The sequence below is a fragment of the Massilia sp. KIM genome, from assembly GCF_002007115.1.
GTDB lineage: Bacteria > Pseudomonadota > Gammaproteobacteria > Burkholderiales > Burkholderiaceae_D > Telluria.
On the sequence record NZ_MVAD01000001.1, the window covers coordinates 943,532 to 959,606 of the forward strand.

Annotated in this window: 14 protein-coding genes; 11 read left to right on the forward strand and 3 right to left on the reverse strand. The window is 65.9% G+C overall.

Going from position 1 to position 16,075, the window contains the following annotated elements:
• The first annotated feature begins 11 nt into the window (after positions 1-11).
• The 9 genes from bamA to B0920_RS04245 are packed head-to-tail and all read left to right on the forward strand — an operon-like array spanning position 12 to position 9,128.
• Positions 12-2,348: an outer membrane protein assembly factor BamA gene (bamA, locus tag B0920_RS04205; RefSeq protein WP_078031305.1), complete on the forward strand. Its 2,337-nt coding sequence runs from the start codon at positions 12-14 to the stop codon at positions 2,346-2,348.
• A gap of 38 nt (positions 2,349-2,386) precedes the next feature.
• Positions 2,387-2,920 carry an OmpH family outer membrane protein gene (locus tag B0920_RS04210; RefSeq protein ID WP_078031306.1) on the forward strand — a complete coding sequence of 178 codons (534 nt, stop codon included), beginning with the start codon at positions 2,387-2,389 and terminating at the stop codon, positions 2,918-2,920.
• Positions 2,921-2,947: 27 nt separating this feature from the next.
• Positions 2,948-3,997, forward strand: coding sequence for a UDP-3-O-(3-hydroxymyristoyl)glucosamine N-acyltransferase (gene lpxD / locus B0920_RS04215; RefSeq protein WP_078031307.1), 1,050 nt, complete (start codon positions 2,948-2,950; stop codon positions 3,995-3,997).
• Entirely contained in the window at positions 3,994-4,470 is a 477-nt protein-coding gene (gene fabZ, locus B0920_RS04220) for a 3-hydroxyacyl-ACP dehydratase FabZ (protein ID WP_078031308.1), read from the forward strand. The genes lpxD and fabZ overlap by 4 nt, the downstream gene beginning before the upstream one ends.
• Entirely contained in the window at positions 4,470-5,258 is a 789-nt protein-coding gene (gene lpxA, locus B0920_RS04225) for an acyl-ACP--UDP-N-acetylglucosamine O-acyltransferase (RefSeq protein ID WP_078031309.1), read from the forward strand. The genes fabZ and lpxA overlap by 1 nt, the downstream gene beginning before the upstream one ends.
• Entirely contained in the window at positions 5,242-6,399 is a 1,158-nt protein-coding gene (gene lpxB / locus B0920_RS04230; protein ID WP_078031310.1) for a lipid-A-disaccharide synthase, read from the forward strand. The genes lpxA and lpxB overlap by 17 nt, the downstream gene beginning before the upstream one ends.
• A gap of 51 nt (positions 6,400-6,450) precedes the next feature.
• A complete protein-coding gene (gene rnhB / locus B0920_RS04235) occupies positions 6,451-7,098 on the forward strand; it encodes a ribonuclease HII (RefSeq protein ID WP_179119090.1) in 648 nt (215 codons plus the stop codon).
• Positions 7,095-7,880 (forward strand): RNA methyltransferase, encoded by a 786-nt coding sequence (locus B0920_RS04240; protein ID WP_078031311.1) that lies wholly within the window; start codon positions 7,095-7,097, stop codon positions 7,878-7,880. Before rnhB ends, B0920_RS04240 begins: the two co-directional genes overlap by 4 nt.
• A gap of 51 nt (positions 7,881-7,931) precedes the next feature.
• Positions 7,932-9,128 (forward strand): EAL domain-containing protein, encoded by a 1,197-nt coding sequence (locus B0920_RS04245; protein WP_078031312.1) that lies wholly within the window; start codon positions 7,932-7,934, stop codon positions 9,126-9,128.
• Between the two features lie 52 nt (positions 9,129-9,180).
• Here B0920_RS04245 and B0920_RS04250 read toward each other — a convergent pair whose 3' ends face one another.
• From B0920_RS04250 to B0920_RS04260, 3 genes are all read right to left on the reverse strand, one after another.
• Complete coding sequence (locus B0920_RS04250) at positions 9,181-10,929, reverse strand: MAG1210 family protein (protein ID WP_078031313.1); 1,749 nt, start codon at positions 10,927-10,929, stop codon at positions 9,181-9,183.
• The gene (locus B0920_RS04255; protein ID WP_078031314.1) at positions 10,926-11,663 is read right to left on the reverse strand and encodes a LemA family protein; all 738 of its coding nucleotides are present in this window, start codon (positions 11,661-11,663) and stop codon (positions 10,926-10,928) included. Before B0920_RS04255 ends, B0920_RS04250 begins: the two co-directional genes overlap by 4 nt.
• Positions 11,664-11,965: 302 nt before the next feature.
• On the reverse strand, positions 11,966-12,814 hold the full coding sequence (locus B0920_RS04260; RefSeq protein ID WP_078031315.1) for a pyruvate, water dikinase regulatory protein: 849 nt from the start codon (positions 12,812-12,814) through the stop codon (positions 11,966-11,968).
• Positions 12,815-13,114: 300 nt separating this feature from the next.
• Here B0920_RS04260 and ppsA point away from each other — a divergent pair, with 300 nt between their 5' ends.
• Both ppsA and B0920_RS04270 read left to right on the forward strand, forming a co-directional pair.
• Entirely contained in the window at positions 13,115-15,469 is a 2,355-nt protein-coding gene (gene ppsA, locus B0920_RS04265; protein WP_229455558.1) for a phosphoenolpyruvate synthase, read from the forward strand.
• Between the two features lie 179 nt (positions 15,470-15,648).
• Complete coding sequence (locus tag B0920_RS04270; RefSeq protein ID WP_078031317.1) at positions 15,649-16,071, forward strand: NfeD family protein; 423 nt, start codon at positions 15,649-15,651, stop codon at positions 16,069-16,071.
• Positions 16,072-16,075 lie beyond the last annotated feature (4 nt).

Below are 16,075 nucleotides of genomic sequence, written 5' to 3' on the forward strand. Positions count from 1 at the left end.
TGATCCAGCCAATGAAATCACAACCAGATCGTTTTGCCCTGCCGTTCATCCGTCGCAGCATGATCGGCGCGGCCGTGCTGGCCATGTGCGCCGGGAACGCGCTGGCCGTCAACCCGTTCGTCGTCAAGGACATCCGGGTCGAAGGCATCCAGCGCACCGAAGCGGGCACCGTGTTCAGCTACCTGCCGGTGCGCGTGGGCGAGACCTTCGACGACGGCAAGGCCACGGCGGCGATCAAGGCACTCTACGCCACCGGCTTCTTCAAGGATATCCGCCTGGAGGAAGAAAACGGCGTGCTGGTGGTGCTGGTCGAGGAGCGCCCGGCGATCGCCTCGGTGGACTTCACCGGCACCAAGGAATTCGAGAAGGACATGCTGGTCAAGGCCCTGCGCGAGATCGGCGTGGGCGAGACCAAGATCTTCGACAAGGCCTCGGTCGACCGCGCCGAGCAGGAACTCAAGCGCCAGTACCTGTCGCACGGCCTGTACGGCGTCAAGATCACCACCACCGTGACCCCGATCGAGCGCAACCGCGTGACGATCATGTTCAACGTGGACGAGGGCGAGACCGCCAAGATCAAGGGCATCAACATCGTCGGCAACAAGGCCTTCTCGGACAAGCAGCTGCGCGAGATCCTGCAGCTCTCGACCTCGGGCTGGTTCACCTGGTACTCCAAGGCCGACCAGTACTCCAAGCAGAAGCTGACCGGCGACCTGGAAGCCATCAAGTCCTGGTACCTGAACCACGGCTATCTCGAGGCCAACGTCGAATCGACCCAGGTCTCGATCACCCCGGACAAGAAGGACATCTACCTCACCATCAACGTCACCGAAGGCGAGAAGTACACCGTCTCGAGCGTGAAGCTTGAAGGCGAGATGTTCGGCCGCGAGGAAGAGCTCAAGCAGCTGATCCTGCTCCAGCCGGGCAAGACCTATTCGGGCGACCTGCAGGAAAACACCAACAAGCTGATCGCCGACCGCCTCGGCACCTTCGGCTACGCCTTCGCCAACGTGACGGCCAACCCCGAGATCGACCGCGAGAAGCGCGAAGTGGCCTTCACCTTCTTCGTCGACCCGGGCAAGCGCGCCTACGTGCGCCACATGAACATCTCGGGCAACACCGTGACCCGCGACGAAGTCATCCGCCGCGAATTCCGCCAGTTCGAGAGCTCCTGGTACGACGCCAACCGCGTCAAGCTCTCGCGCGACCGCGTCGACCGCCTCGGCTACTTCAAGGAAGTCAAGGTCGAGACCCCGGAGTCGCCGGGCACCTCGGACCAGGTCGACGTCAACATCGTGGTCGAGGAAAAGCCGACCGGTAACTTCATGATCGGCGGCGCCTTCTCGCAGGCCGAGAAGTTCACCTTCACCGCCTCGGTCTCGCAGGCCAACTTCGCGGGTTCGGGCAACACCGTCGGCATCGAACTGAACACCAGCAAGTACAACCGCACCATCGCGTTCTCGCAGACCAATCCCTACTTCACGGACGACGGGGTCTCGCGCGCCTTCAGCCTGTACTTCCGCACCTCGCGCCCGCCAGCGCTGAACATCGGTTCGTACACGGTGCGCCAGACCGGCGGCAACATGACCTTCGGCGTGCCGTTCTCGGAGTCGGACACCGTGTACTTCGGCGCCGGCCTGGAGCGCACCCAGATCGAGACCGACGCCACCTCGCCTTCGCTGTACCAGCTGTTCGTGGCGCAGAACGGCGGCCCGGCCAACGGCATCGGCAAGGCCAGCACCATGGCGATCCCGCTGACCGCCGCCTGGGGCCGCGACACCCGCGACAGCGCGGTGACGCCGACCCGCGGCCGCTTCCAGCGCGCCAACTTCGAAATCGACGCGATCGGCGACGCCAAGTACTACCGCTTGGTGTACGAGCAGCAGTGGTACCGTCCGCTGACCCGCTGGATGACCCTCGCGCTGCGCGGCGAATTCGACTACGGCAAGGGCATCGGCGGCAGCGCCTACCCGGTCTTCAAGAACTTCTACGCCGGCGGCATCGGTTCGGTGCGCGGCTACGAGAGCTCCTCGCTGGGCGTGGTCGACCCGACCTACTACGACGCGATCGGCGGCTCCAAGCGCGTGATCGCCAACGCCGAGCTGCAGTTCCCCTTCCCGGGCAGCGGCACCGACCGCAGCCTGCGCTGGTTCACCTTCGTCGACGGCGGCCAGGTGTTCCAGGAGACGGCGAAGATCCGTCCGTCGGAGTTCCGCTACTCGGCCGGTATCGGCCTGTCGTGGATTTCCCCGGTGGGCCCGCTCAAGTTGAGTTATGCTAAGCCGCTGAATTCCCTGCCGGGCGACCGCCTGGAACGCTTCCAGTTCCAGATGGGCACCGGATTCTGACGCCGGCGGGGCGACTTACCTTGGATTGCGAGAGACTTATGCTGAAAACCCTGATTGCCTCGCTGCCCCGCAGCCTCGTGCTGGCCGCCCTGTGCGCGGCGCCGCTGGCGCAGGCCCAAGCCCAGGCAGGTGCGCCGCTGGGCCGCATCGGGTTCGTGTACACCGAGCGCCTGATGACCGAGTCGCGGATGGCCAAGGCCGCCGACGCCAAGCTGCAGGCCGAGTTCTCCAAGCGCCAGAAGGCGGTGGAAGAGGCGGTGGCCAAGTTCAAGCAGAGCAGCGACAAGTTCGACAGCGAAGCCGCCGGCCTGAACGACCTGGACCGCCAGCGCCGCGGCCGCGAGCTGTACAACATGCAGAAGGACGTCGAGCGCCTGCAGCGTGAGTTCCAGGAGGACCTGCTGCAGCGTAAGAACGAGGAAAGGGCCGCGATCGCGCAGAAGGCCTACAAACTGCTCGAGCGCGTCGCCGAGCAGGAGAAGCTGGACGCTGTGCTGGCCGAGGCGGCCTGGGTGAGCCCGCGCATCGACATCACGGACAAGATCCTCAAGCTGCTCGACGCCGAGAAGTAATTTTTGACACAGATTGGAAAGACCGAGATGGGCATTCGACTGGGCGATTTGGTCGAGCGCTTCGGCGGCCAGCTGGTAGGCGATCCGGACCTCGAGGTCCAGGCCATCGCCCCGCTGGACAGCGCCGGCGCTTCGCACATCAGCTTCCTCAGCAACAGCAAGCTGCGCGCACTGGCCGCGCAGAGCCAGGCGGCGGCCCTGATCCTGTCGCCGCTGGACGACCCGACCGTGGCCGCCACCTACGCAGGCGCGCGCATCGTCACCACCAACCCCTACGCCTACTTCGCGCGCACCGCGCAGTACTTCGTGTCGCTGGCGGAAACCCCGCCGGCGCCGGGCGTGCATCCGAGCGCCGTGGTGGCGCCGGGCGCGACCATCGACCCGACTGCCCACATCGGGCCGCACGTGACGGTGGAAGAGGGCGCCGTGATTGGCGCCCACGTGGTCATCGACGCCGGCTGCTACATCGGGCGCGAGGCGGTGGTGGGCGAGCAGACCCATTTCTTCGCCAACGTCACCTTCCACGCGCGCTGCCGCATCGGCAAGCGCGGCATCGTCCATTCGGGCGCGGTGATCGGCGGCGACGGCTTCGGCTTCGCGGTCGAGGCCGGGGCCTACATCAAGATTCCGCAGACCGGCGGCGTGCAGATCGGCGACGACGTCGACATCGGCGCCAACACCACCATCGACCGCGGCGCGCTGGCCGACACCATCATCGAGGACGGGGTCAAGCTCGACAACCAGATCCAGATCGGCCACAACTGCCACATCGGCGCCCATACCGCGATGGCGGGCTGCGTCGGCGTGGCCGGCAGCGCCAAGATCGGCAAGCACTGCACCTTCGGCGGGGCCGCCATGGTGCTGGGCCACCTGGAAATCGGGGACAACGTCCACATCTCCTCGGGCAGCATGGTCTCGCGCTCGGTGCTCGAGCCCGGCCAGTACACCGGTTTCTACCCCCTGGCCAAGAACGCCGAGTGGGAACGCAGCGCGGCCATCGTGCGCAACCTGGCCTCGATGCGCGAGAAGATCCGCACCCTCGAAAAAACCATCAAAGCTCTGACAGAACAAAAATGACGACCCAAGACAACAACAAGACCCTCTGCATCAACCAGATCAAGGAATACCTGCCGCACCGCTACCCGCTGCTGCTGGTGGACCGCGTGGTCGACTACGAGCTGGGCAAGACCATCACCGCCATCAAGAACGTGACCGTCAACGAGGAATTCTTTAACGGCCACTTCCCGCACAAGCCGGTGATGCCGGGCGTCCTGATGATCGAAGCGCTGGCCCAGACCGCGGCCATCCTGTCCTTCATGACCATGAACGTCAAGCCGGACGAGAATTCGGTGGTCTACTTCGTGGGCATCGACAACGCGCGCTTCAAGCGTCCGGTCGAGCCGGGCGACCAGCTCAAGATGGACGTCGAGATCCTGCGCACCTCGCGCGGCATCTGGAAGTACAAGGCGGTGGCGAGCGTCGACGGCAAGGTCGCCGTCGAGGCGGAACTGATGTGCACCATCCGCGCGAACGAGACTGCGGGGCAGTGATGAGCAAGATTCACCCCAGCGCGATCGTCGACCCCAAGGCCGAGCTGGACAGCTCGGTCGAGGTCGGCCCGTATTCGGTCATCGGCCCGCACGTGCGCATCGGCGCGGGCACGGTGGTGGGGCCGCACGTGGTCATCGAAGGCCACACGACGATCGGCAAGGACAACAAGTTCTTCCAGTTTTGCTCGATCGGCGGCGCGCCCCAGGACAAGAAGTGGAAGGGCGAGCCGACCCGCCTCGAGATCGGCGACGGCAACACCGTGCGCGAGTTCGTGACCATGAACCTGGGCACGGTCCAGGACGAGGGCGTGACCCGGCTGGGCAACGACAACTGGATCTCGGCCTACGTGCACCTTGCCCATGACTGCCAGGTGGGCAGCCACACCATCTTCTCGAACAACGCCCAGCTCGCGGGCCACGTTGTGGTGGGCGACCACGCCATCCTGTCGGGCTACTGCGGCGTGCACCAGTTCTGCAAGATCGGCGAGCACGCTTTCGTCGGCATGTACACCAGCCTGACCCAGGACGTGCCGCCCTTCGTGCTGGTCTCGGGCAATCCGGCCGGCGCGCGCGGCGTCAACATCGAAGGCCTCAAGCGCCGCGGCTTCAGCCGCGAGCAGATCGACGGCATCCGCAGCGCCTACAAGCTGATCTACCGTTCCAACCTGACCCTGGAAGAAGCCAAGGCCGCGCTGCAGGAAGAAGAAGCGCGCCTGCCGGCCGCCGCCAAGGACATCCGCGCCATGCGCGACTTCCTCGGCATCGCCAGCCGTGGCATCGTCCGCTAACTGCTCGCTCGCCCTGGTGGCCGGCGAAGCCTCCGGCGACATGCTGGCGGCGCGCCTGCTGCAGGGCCTGCGACCGCATCTGCCGAACTGCCGCTTCCAGGGCATCGGCGGCCCGCGCATGATCGAGCAGGGCCTGGTCTCCGAGGTGCCGATGGAGACCCTGACGGTGCGCGGCCTGTTCGAGATCATCCCGCGCTACCGTGAGCTGAAGGGCATCCAGAACCGCCTGCGCGACCGCCTGCTGGCCGAGCCGCCGGCTGCCTTCATCGGCGCCGACTACCCGGGCTTCAATCTCGGGCTGGAAGAACAGCTGCGCGCTGGCGGGATCCCGACCATCCACTTCATCAGCCCCCAGATCTGGGCCTGGCGCGGCGGACGGATCAAGAAGATCAAGCGCGCGGTCTCGCACATGCTCCTGATCTTCCCCTTCGAGGAAGCGATCTACCGCCAGGCCGGCGTGCCGGCGACCTATATCGGCCATCCGCTGGCCGAGATGATCCCGCTCGCGCCCGACGTGGCCGCCGCGCGCCGCCAGCTCGGCATCGCGGAAGACGCGCGGGTGGTCACCATCATGCCGGGCAGCCGCATGGGCGAGCTCAAGTACCTGGTCGAGCCTTTCGTCCGCGCCGCCCAGCTGCTGGCCCGGCGCGACCCGGGCCTGGTCTTCGTCGCGCCGATGGCGGGCGAGCGCCAGCGCGCCTATTTCACCGAGATCGTGGCCAAGGCCGGGTTGGGCGACGTGCCGGTGCAACTGGTCGACGGCCAGTCGCACGCCGCGATTGCGGCCGGCGACGCGGTGCTGGTAGCATCGGGAACGGCGACCCTGGAAGTGGCGCTGTTCAAGAAGCCGATGGTGATCGCCTACAAGGTGATGCGCGCCTCGTGGGAAATCATGCGCCACATGGGCTACCAGCCCTGGATCGGGTTGCCGAACATCCTGGCGCGCGAATTCGTGGTGCCGGAATACCTTCAGCAGGCGGCCACGCCTGAGGCCCTGGCGGACGCCGTGTGGCGCCAGCTGGACGATCCGGCCGGCTGCGAGCGGCTGGCGCGGCGTTTCACGGACATGCACCACAGCCTGCTGCGCAACAGCGCGCAGGAGAGCGCCGAGGCGGTGATGCGCGTGATCGGGATGCGCTGAGCGGCGCGTACACGGTGGCCTGCCGGGCTTCCTGCATTGAGCGACAATGAAATGAGAAAGAAGAAAGTCAACCTGTATCCCGGCCTGCCGCCGCGCCTGCGTCCCTTCACCGACGAGGACATCGTGTGCGGCGTGGACGAAGCCGGACGCGGCCCGCTGGCCGGGCCGGTGTTCGCGGCCGCCGTCATCCTCGATCCGAGCCGCCCGATCGAGGGCCTGCGCGACTCCAAGAAGCTGACCGAGGCGCGCCGCGACGAGCTCGCGCCCCAGATCCGCGAGCAGGCCCTGGCCTGGGCCATCGCCCACTGCTCCTGCGAAGAGATCGACAGCCTGAACATCCTGCAGGCGACCATGCTGGCCATGCGGCGCGCGGTCGAAGCCCTGCAGACCCTGCCGACCATCGCCCTGATCGACGGCAACCGCTGCCCGCAGTTGCAGGTGCGCGCCCACGCGGTGGTCGAGGGCGACGACAAGGTGCACGCCATCTCGGCCGCCTCGATCCTGGCCAAGACCGCGCGCGACGCCGAGCTGGTGCGCCTGCACGCGCTCTATCCGCAATACGGCTTCGACCAGCACAAGGGCTATTCGACCCCGCTGCACCTGGAGCAGCTGCGCGCCCACGGCCCCTCGCCGGTGCACCGCCGCTCCTTCGCCCCGGTGCGCGCGCTGCTGCAGCCGGACTTCTTCGAGGCCGCATGAAGACCGTCACCTCGCGCGACAATCCCTTCTACAAGGACCTCAAGCAGCTCGCCACCAGCTCGCAGGCCAGGCGCAAGGCCGGGCAAAGCCTGCTCGACGGCGTGCACCTGTGCCAGACCTGGCTGGACCTGCGCGGCGCGCCGCTGCACTGCGTGGTGTCCGACACCGCCCTGGCGAACGCCGAGGTGGCGGCCGTGGTCGCGCGCTGCGAAGCGCTGCACGCGCCGGTGACCGCCCTGCCGGAGGCCCTGTTCAACGCGGTCAGCCAGGTCGAGCACGGCGTGCACCTGCTGTTCGTGGTCGCCACGCCGCAACCGGCCAAGGCAGCGGGCCTCGCGGTCTCGAGCGTGCTGCTGGACGGCGTGCAGGACCCGGGCAACGTCGGCTCCATCCTGCGCAGCGCGGCCGCGGCAGGCATCCAGCAGGTCTATTGCAGCCCCGGGACCGCCTTCTGCTGGTCGCCCAAGGTGCTGCGCGCGGCCATGGGCGCCCACTTCGTGCTCGACATTTTCGAGAACGTCGAGCTGGCGCCGCTGGTGCGCGGGTCCGCGATTCCGGTGCTGGCCACCAGCGGCTACGCCAGCGAGCGCCTGTACGCCCTCGACCTGCGCCGGCCGCTGGCCTGGGTGCTGGGCCACGAAGGGCAGGGGGTGTCGCAGGAGCTCCTGGAGCTGGCCACCCACCGCGTCGCGGTGCCGCACGCGGGCCAGGTGGAGTCGCTCAACGTGGCCGCCTGCGCCGCCGTGTGCTTTTTCGAGCAGTTACGCCAGCTTCAGGCATAGACGCCGACTCGTGCTTCGGGGTAATCTGCGGTCTGGCAGAGTGGAGTAACGATGGACATCGCGCATTTGCATTTTCTGGTGGCGGAAGCCGACACGGCCCAGCGCCGCTCCCTGGTCGAGCTGCTCGGGCAGATCGGCGCCAGCCGGGTCACGGACGTGCCGGACGGGCAGCTCGCCATGCAGAGCCTGGAGGCGGGCATTACACCCGCCGTGAACGTCGCCATCGTCGACCTGGCGCTGCCGGGCATGGATGGGCTGGAGCTGATCCGCGCCCTCGGCAGCGCCGGCAACCCGGTGCGCCTGATCGTCACCGGCGCCCAGCCGGCCGGGCTGCTGTTCTCGGTGGAGACCCTGGCCCAGGCCTATGGCGTCGAGCTGCTGGGCACGATCTCCAAGCCGGTCACGGCGGTCAAGCTCAAGCCCTTGCTCGAAAACTACACGCCGCTCGCGGGCAGCGCCGGCCGCGTCGACGGCCCGCGCTTCAGTTTCCAGGAAATCGGCATCGGGCTGCAGAAGCGCCAGTTCGAGCCCTTCTTCCAGCCCAAGATCGAGCTGGCCACCGGCCAGGTGAAAGGCCTGGAAGCCTTCGCGCGCTGGCGCCATCCCGAGCACGGGGTGCTGGGGCCGGGCTCCTTCATGGAGGCGCTGGAAGAGAATGGCCGGGTCGACTTCCTCGACTGGAGCATGATCGAGATGTCGGTGCAGCAGTGCCGCGCCTTCCACGACCAGGGCATTCCGATCTCGATCTCGCTGAACATCGCGCCCGAGACCCTGGCCAATCCGGCCTTCGTGCGCCAGATCACGGCCTGCATCGGCCGCCACAAGGTGATGCCGGATTACCTGAGCTTCGAGATGAGCGAATCGGCGGTGTTGAACACCGACCCGGACTTCATCGAACGCCTCGTGCGGCTGCGCATGATGGGCTTCGGCCTGGCCATCGACGACTACGGCACCGGCCGCTCCAACCTGCAACTGCTGGCGCGCATTCCCTTCACCGAGCTGAAGATCGACCGCAGCTTCGTCGACGGCGCCTCCAAGCGCCGGCCGCTGGGCACCGTGCTCAGGTCCTGCCTGGGCCTGGCGCACAGCCTGGACCGGATGTCGGTGGCGGTGGGCGTCGAGACGCGCCAGGACTGGGACTTCCTGCAGGGTCTGGGCTGCACCTATGCCCAGGGCTACCACATCGCCAATCCGATGGAGGCCGCGGCCTTCCCGGCCTGGCTGGAAGACTGGCGGCACTTTTTCTGAAAAGGCCCGAGGGGCAGGCGGCGCGCTTCGCCGACGCGAAGCGCGCCTGGTTTCAGGCTGGCAGGACGGCGGAAACGATCGAGCGCCGCAGGACGGCCTGCGTGGCCTCGATGCCGCGCTGTGCAAACGCGGCCGGCAGGGCGGCCCTGGCGCTGCTGGATGCGTCGGCCTGCGCGTCGACCGGCGGTGGGGTTTCCTGCACCAGCATGTCGGCGCTGTTCTTGACCCAGAAATACTCGTCCCAATGCACCGGCACGCGGTGCGAGCGGCCGTCGCCGCCCCGGACCGACACGTATTCGGTCTGCCTCACGCTCCCGTAGCCGCTGGCCGTCACGCGCACCCGTTGCGAACCGTCGGCCTCGTGCCGGGTGGCGGTCTTCAGGATGCTGCGGGTGACGCACTGGGGATGCTGGAAGGTCTCTTCGCCGTGGTAGTTCGCGATCGCCTCGTGTTCCCAGAAGCAGGGCTTCCTCGATGCGCCGTCCTTGTAGATGTCGGCGTGCGAGCGGTGCTGCTGGTACAGGGGAATCGCGAGCAGGGGCGCGATCCCGAAGTAGAAGGACTTGAAGAACTCGTTGTGATAGGCGTTGAAGAACTTACGCGCATGGGCCAGCTCGTAGGCGTGGAAGTGCCGCGGGTCGCCGCTGATGTCGGTCTTGCGCATGTGCCCCGATTCGATCACGTTGATCATGCGCGATTTGTCGAAGGCGAAGGTGTCGCCATAGCCGGTCTCGCCGTCCTTGAGCAGCTTCAGCATCTCCTGCTGGGCCAGGGGCGTGAACAGGAGCCGGAACTGCACCTCGTGATTGCGGTCCGTGGCGCCGAACAGGGCGTCGAATTCGCGGTTGGCCATCACCGTGAACGAATTGCCCTCGCTGACCTCGCGCGATTTCGCCTCGAGCTTCTTGATGGCGCGGTCCTTCCGCCATTTGCCGAACAAGCCGTCGTCCAGCTTCGAGAGCGAGGACGGCTTGCGGCTGAAGACCAGGTCCGGAGCGGCTTCGTTGCCGTAGACGATGAAGGTCTGGTTCTCGTATTCGGGGAAGGGGCGCTCGATCGAGGCGTTCAGGGTCTCGTAGCGGGTGCGGGATTCCCACTTGCCCTGGGCGTTGCGGTAGTTCTCCTGCCAGCTGATCTGGAGCGAGCCGTGATAGGTCTTGGTGCCCATCCAGTGCGACAGGGTGCGCGCGAGAATGAAGGGGTTGCCGTTCAACACGCCGCTATGGGCGAACACGATGGAGTGGTCGTCGCCCAGGTGGCCGATCCAGCCGAAATCCTGGCGCAGCTCGTCCATGCGGCCGTTGCTGAAATACGGGTCGAAGGCGATGCGGGGCACCGTCTTTTCCATCAGCTTCGCCACGATGTCCCAATCGTACAGGCGGTTCAGTGGCGCCATCTGCGCCCAGGCCTCGGCGCGCTTGGCGTCGCGCTCCGCGCGCAGCCGCTTCAACTGCGCATCGGAGTCCTGGATGACGCGGTTCAGCAGGTAGATCGCGGGCGCGGCGACCAGCACCGGGAGCGTGGCCCAGGGCCACCAGTAATTGGCGAGAACGTAGAGGGCCGCCACGAGGGCGGCCGCGATGCTCAGGCCGCGCAGGATTCTCCACCACCTGTTCGTCGACCCCGCGCCCTCGGCCAGCTTTTCGAGTTCGCGCAGTTCGCGCACGGTCTGGATGTTGGCCTGTTCGTCCACGCCGGACCGGCGCACCAGGTCCTCGAAGAAGTCCGAGGTGTTCTCGACGTGGGCGGACTTGAACTGGGAAGCGAATTGCCCCAGCGGTTCATGCACGTCGCTGATCAAAAGAACACGCTCCGGGCGGCGGCCTTGGTCTCGGCGGAGGCGGTGAAGGGAATGCGCGTGGTATAGCCGGCGCGCGCCGCGACGATCTGCTTGGTCGGCCAGGCGAAGATATCCTGGTTCCACATGCCGACCGTGTCGTTATACAGGGTGCGGGCCGCGGTGATTTCTTTCTGCAGATAACTGTTCTGGCGCATGGCATCGGCGATCACCGATTGCGCCTGCAGTTCCGGATAGGCCTCGAAGGCCACGTTGATGCGCGAGAAAATGGAATCGATCTCTTGCGAAGCCTGGTTGCGGGCGGCATCGGGATTGCGTCCGCTGCGGTAGGCGGCGACCGATTTCATGACATCCTTGTCCAGGTCGATCGCCTTGGCGACCAGGCCGACCACATTGCTCAGGACGACGACGCGCTGCTCCAGGTAATTGTCGATCTGGGAGGCATCGGCCTGGATTTTTTGCTGCAGTTTGCGCAGATAAGCGAGGGCATTGATCTTCATGAACAGGAAAACCAGGCCGGGCAGGGCGCCCAGCAGGATCATGGCCAGGGCCTGATCCTGGGGCAGGGCGCCGGTCAGCAGCGCCAGGCCGCCGATCAGCGGAATGACCGCCCACAGGGCGATTTCGAAAATCAGCGATCCCACGCCGATTTGAACCGGGATCTGTTTCTCAATGACGTGAACGTCGCGCCCCTCCGGATTGGTCGGGCCCGTCATTTCGTCTAGTTCATTTGCCATGTCTATCAATCCCTGATTCGCGGCGCCATGCGCCGATTAGTTATGTCATTCGGTTCCCAGAGCGTTTGGTATGAATGAAAAGCCAATTGAATTGCTCCGGGGCATCACTCCATCATAGCGTGCATACTAAGGAGCGAGCAAGGGCGAAACCGGCGATATTCTCCGTATTGCGACGATAAAAACGAGGGCGCCGATCCGGATCGAAATAATTGGAGAGTTTTATCCGGATGCGATTATCTTGGCGCGTAAAAAGAAAACGGCCAATAATATATTGGCCGTATCGAAGGAAATAAGGGAAGGCCTCAGTATTCGCGGCGATCCGGTTTGATTTCCTGCAGGATCGTGGTCGCGATCTCTTCGATCGACTTGGTGGTCGAGGACAGCCAGCGGATTCCCTCGCGCTTCATCAAGGCTTCGGCCTCATTCACCTCATAGCGGCAGTTCTCGATCGACGCATACTTGCTGCCGGCGCGGCGCTCGTTGCGGATCTGGGACAGGCGCTCGGGCGTGATGGTCAGGCCGAACAGCTTCGATTTGAACGGAGGCAGCGAAGAAGGCAGCTTGCCGCGCTCGAAATCGTCGGGGATGAGCGGATAGTTGGCGGCCTTCAGCCCGTACTGCATCGCCAGGTAGAGGCTGGTCGGGGTCTTGCCCGAGCGCGACACGCCCACCAGGATCACGTCGGCCTCGGCCAGGTTCTTGTGCGACTGGCCGTCGTCGTGGGCCAGCGAGAAGTTGATGGCCTCGATGCGGTTCTTGTATTCCTCGGTGTCCACGGCATTGTGGATGCGGCCGATGGTGTGGGTCGACTTGACCCCCAATTCCTGCTCCAGCGGCGAGACGAAGGTCTGGAACAGGTCCATGTGCATGCCGTTGGCGGCCCGGATCACGCTCGACAGGTCGTTCTTGACCAGGGTCGAGAACACGATCGGGCGCTGTCCGTCGCGAGCGAAGCTTTCGTCGATGCGGCGCGCCGCCTCGTAGGCCTTGTCGAGCGAATCGATGAAAGGAATGCGGATCTGGCGGAAACGCATCTCGAACTGGCTCAGGACCGCGTGGCCGAAGGTTTCCGCCGTGATGCCGGTGCCGTCCGAGACGAAGAACACGGTGCGCGAGGACGGGGGCAGGGAGGGACGGGTGTCTTCAGTCATGATGTCGATAAAGCGTTTCTTAATGGCAAACTTTTACGCGGTGTGTCGGTCTCGCCCGCGCACGGGTTAGAATGCTCGGCAACGGTCTTGCATTGTGCTGCACGACGGACAGAATAACAAGAAAAGCCCCTTTGGCCTCCGCCCTCTGCCTGCACGCGCGCCAACAAGTTCCCATCATCAAAAAGGTGCTTTACCATGACTAACCTGGCAACAGCAGTACTCAAGGAGCCCGATTCGGCAACAAACGCAACCCAGCAAGGCAATGACAAGGTCTACGTGGCCGCGTTCGAGAACCTGCGCATGACCGACGTCGAGTCGGTCGGCGGCAAGAACGCCTCGCTCGGCGAGATGATCAGCCAGCTGGCCGAGGCCGGCGTGCGCGTGCCGGGCGGCTTCGCCACCACGGCCGACGCCTTCCGCGACTTCCTGTCCCACAGCGTGGCCGGCGGCCCCTCGCTGGCCGAGCGCATCGCCACCCGTCTCGAGAGCCTGGACATCGACGACGTGCGCGCCCTGGCCGCGGCCGGCGCCGAGATCCGCCAATGGATCATCGACACCCCCTTCCAGCCGCGCCTGGAGCAGGAAATCCGCGCCTTCTACGAACGCCTGGTGGCCGGCTCCAGCACCGAGGTGTCCTTCGCCGTGCGTTCCTCGGCCACCGCCGAAGACCTGCCGGACGCCTCCTTCGCCGGCCAGCAGGAAACCTTCCTGAACGTGGTCGGCATCGACAACGTGCTGGAAGCCATGAAGCACGTGTTCGCCTCGCTGTACAACGACCGCGCGATCTCCTACCGCGTGCACAAGGGCTTCACCCACGCCGAGGTCGCGCTGTCGGCCGGCGTGCAGCGCATGGTGCGTTCCGACCTGGGCGCCGCCGGCGTCATGTTCACCATCGACACCGAATCCGGCTTCAAGGACGTGGTCTTCATCACCTCGAGCTACGGCCTGGGCGAGACCGTGGTGCAGGGCGCGGTCAACCCGGACGAGTTCTACGTCCACAAGCCCATGCTGGCCCAGGGCAAGTCGCCCGTCATCCGCCGCAACATCGGCTCCAAGCTGATCAAGATGGAGTTCACCAGCGAAGCCAAGGCCGGCCGCTCGGTCAAGACCGTGGACGTGCCGATCGAGCTGCGCAACCGCTATTCGCTCACCGACCAGGAAGTGGTGCAGCTGGCGAAGTACGCCGTCATCATCGAGAACCACTACGGCCGTCCGATGGACATCGAGTGGGGCAAGGATGGCCGCGACGGCCAGCTCTACATCCTGCAGGCGCGTCCGGAAACCGTGAAGTCGCAGCAGAAGCCGACCGACTCCCAGCAGCGCTTCACCCTGAAGGGCTCGGGCACGGTGCTGACCTCGGGCCGCGCAATCGGCCAGAAGATCGGCGCCGGTCCGGTGCGCGTGATCCACGACCCGAGCGAGATGGAACGCGTGCAGCCGGGCGACGTGCTGGTGGCCGACATGACCGACCCCAACTGGGAGCCGGTGATGAAGCGCGCCTCCGCCATCGTCACCAACCGCGGCGGCCGCACCTGCCACGCGGCGATCATCGCGCGTGAGCTGGGCGTGCCGGCGGTGGTCGGCTGCGGCGACGCGACCGAGGTGCTGAAGGACGGCGCCTTCGTCACCGTCTCCTGCGCCGAGGGCGACGAGGGCAAGATCTACGACGGCATCCTCGAAACCGAGGTGACCGAAGTCTCGCGCGGCGACCTGCCGCCGCTCAAGACCAAAATCATGCTCAACGTCGGCAACCCGCAACTGGCCTTCGACTTCCAGTCGGTGCCGAACGGCGGCGTGGGCCTGGCCCGCCTCGAGTTCATCATCAACAACAACATCGGCGTGCACCCCAAGGCCATCCTCGAGTACCCGAACATCGACGCCGACCTCAAGAAAGCCGTGGAATCGGTGGCCCGCGGCCACGCTTCGCCGCGCGCCTTCTACGTCGACAAGCTGGCCGAAGGCGTGGCGACCATCGCCGCCGCCTTCTGGCCGAAGCCGGTGATCGTGCGCCTGTCCGACTTCAAGTCGAACGAGTACAAGAAGCTGATCGGCGGCTCGCGCTACGAGCCGGACGAGGAAAACCCGATGCTGGGCTTCCGCGGCGCGGCGCGCTACCTGGCCGAGGACTTCGCGGAAAGCTTCGAGATGGAGTGCGCGGCCATGAAGCGCGTGCGCAACGACATGGGCCTGACCAACGTCGAGCTGATGGTGCCGTTTGTGCGCACCCTGGGCCAGGCCGAGAAGGTCATCGAGCTGCTGGCCAAGAATGGCCTGAAGCGCGGCGAGAACGGCCTGCGCGTCATCATGATGTGCGAAGTGCCGTCCAACGCCATCCTGGCCGAGCGCTTCCTGGAGCACTTCGACGGCTTCTCGATCGGCTCCAACGACCTGACCCAGCTCACCCTGGGCCTGGACCGCGACTCCGGCATGGAGCTGCTGGCCAAGGACTTCGACGAGCGCGACCCGGCCGTGAAAGCCATGCTCTCGCTGGCGATCAAGGCCTGCCGCGAGCAGGGCAAGTACATCGGCATCTGCGGCCAGGGGCCGTCTGACAACCCGGACTTCGCGGTCTGGCTGATGGAGCAGGGCATCGAGTCGATGTCGCTCAATCCGGACTCGGTGATCGAGACCTGGCAGAAGCTGGCCAAGCTCTAAGCACGCGCCTTGCGGCGCAGCAAGCGAAATCTCCCCAGCGGTAGCCGCCGGTGCTACACTGGAATCGATGATTTCGTTGCTGACCGCTCATATCGCGACCCCTGAAGTCGCGCGAAACCCTCGCTATCCTCACCGGGTAACGGGGGTTTTTTTCATCTTCAAACCATAGGAGACGCATCATGTCGGACTGGACCGCCTGGCTGATCGGGGCCGGCATCCTCGTCATCGCCGAACTCTTCACCGGCACCTTCTACCTGCTGATGATCGCCATCGGCCTGGCGGCGGGCTCCCTGGCCGCGCTGGCCGGCCTCGACGGGCCGCTCCAGACCCTGGCCGCGGCGGCGGTCGGCGTGGCCGCCACGCTGGTCCTGCGCCGCACCCGTTTCGGCCGCATGGCGCGCGGCGGGGCCGCCAACGATCCGCTCATGCATCTCGACATCGGCCAGCGCATCCAGGTGGCCGCATGGCAGGACCGGCGCGCCCGCGTGATGTACCGGGGCGCGCTGTGGGACGTGGAACTGCGCGCCGGCGCCTCGGACCGGCCCGGCGACTTCCAGATCGTCGAGGTGCAGGGCAACCGCCTGATCGTTGCCGATGCATAAGACG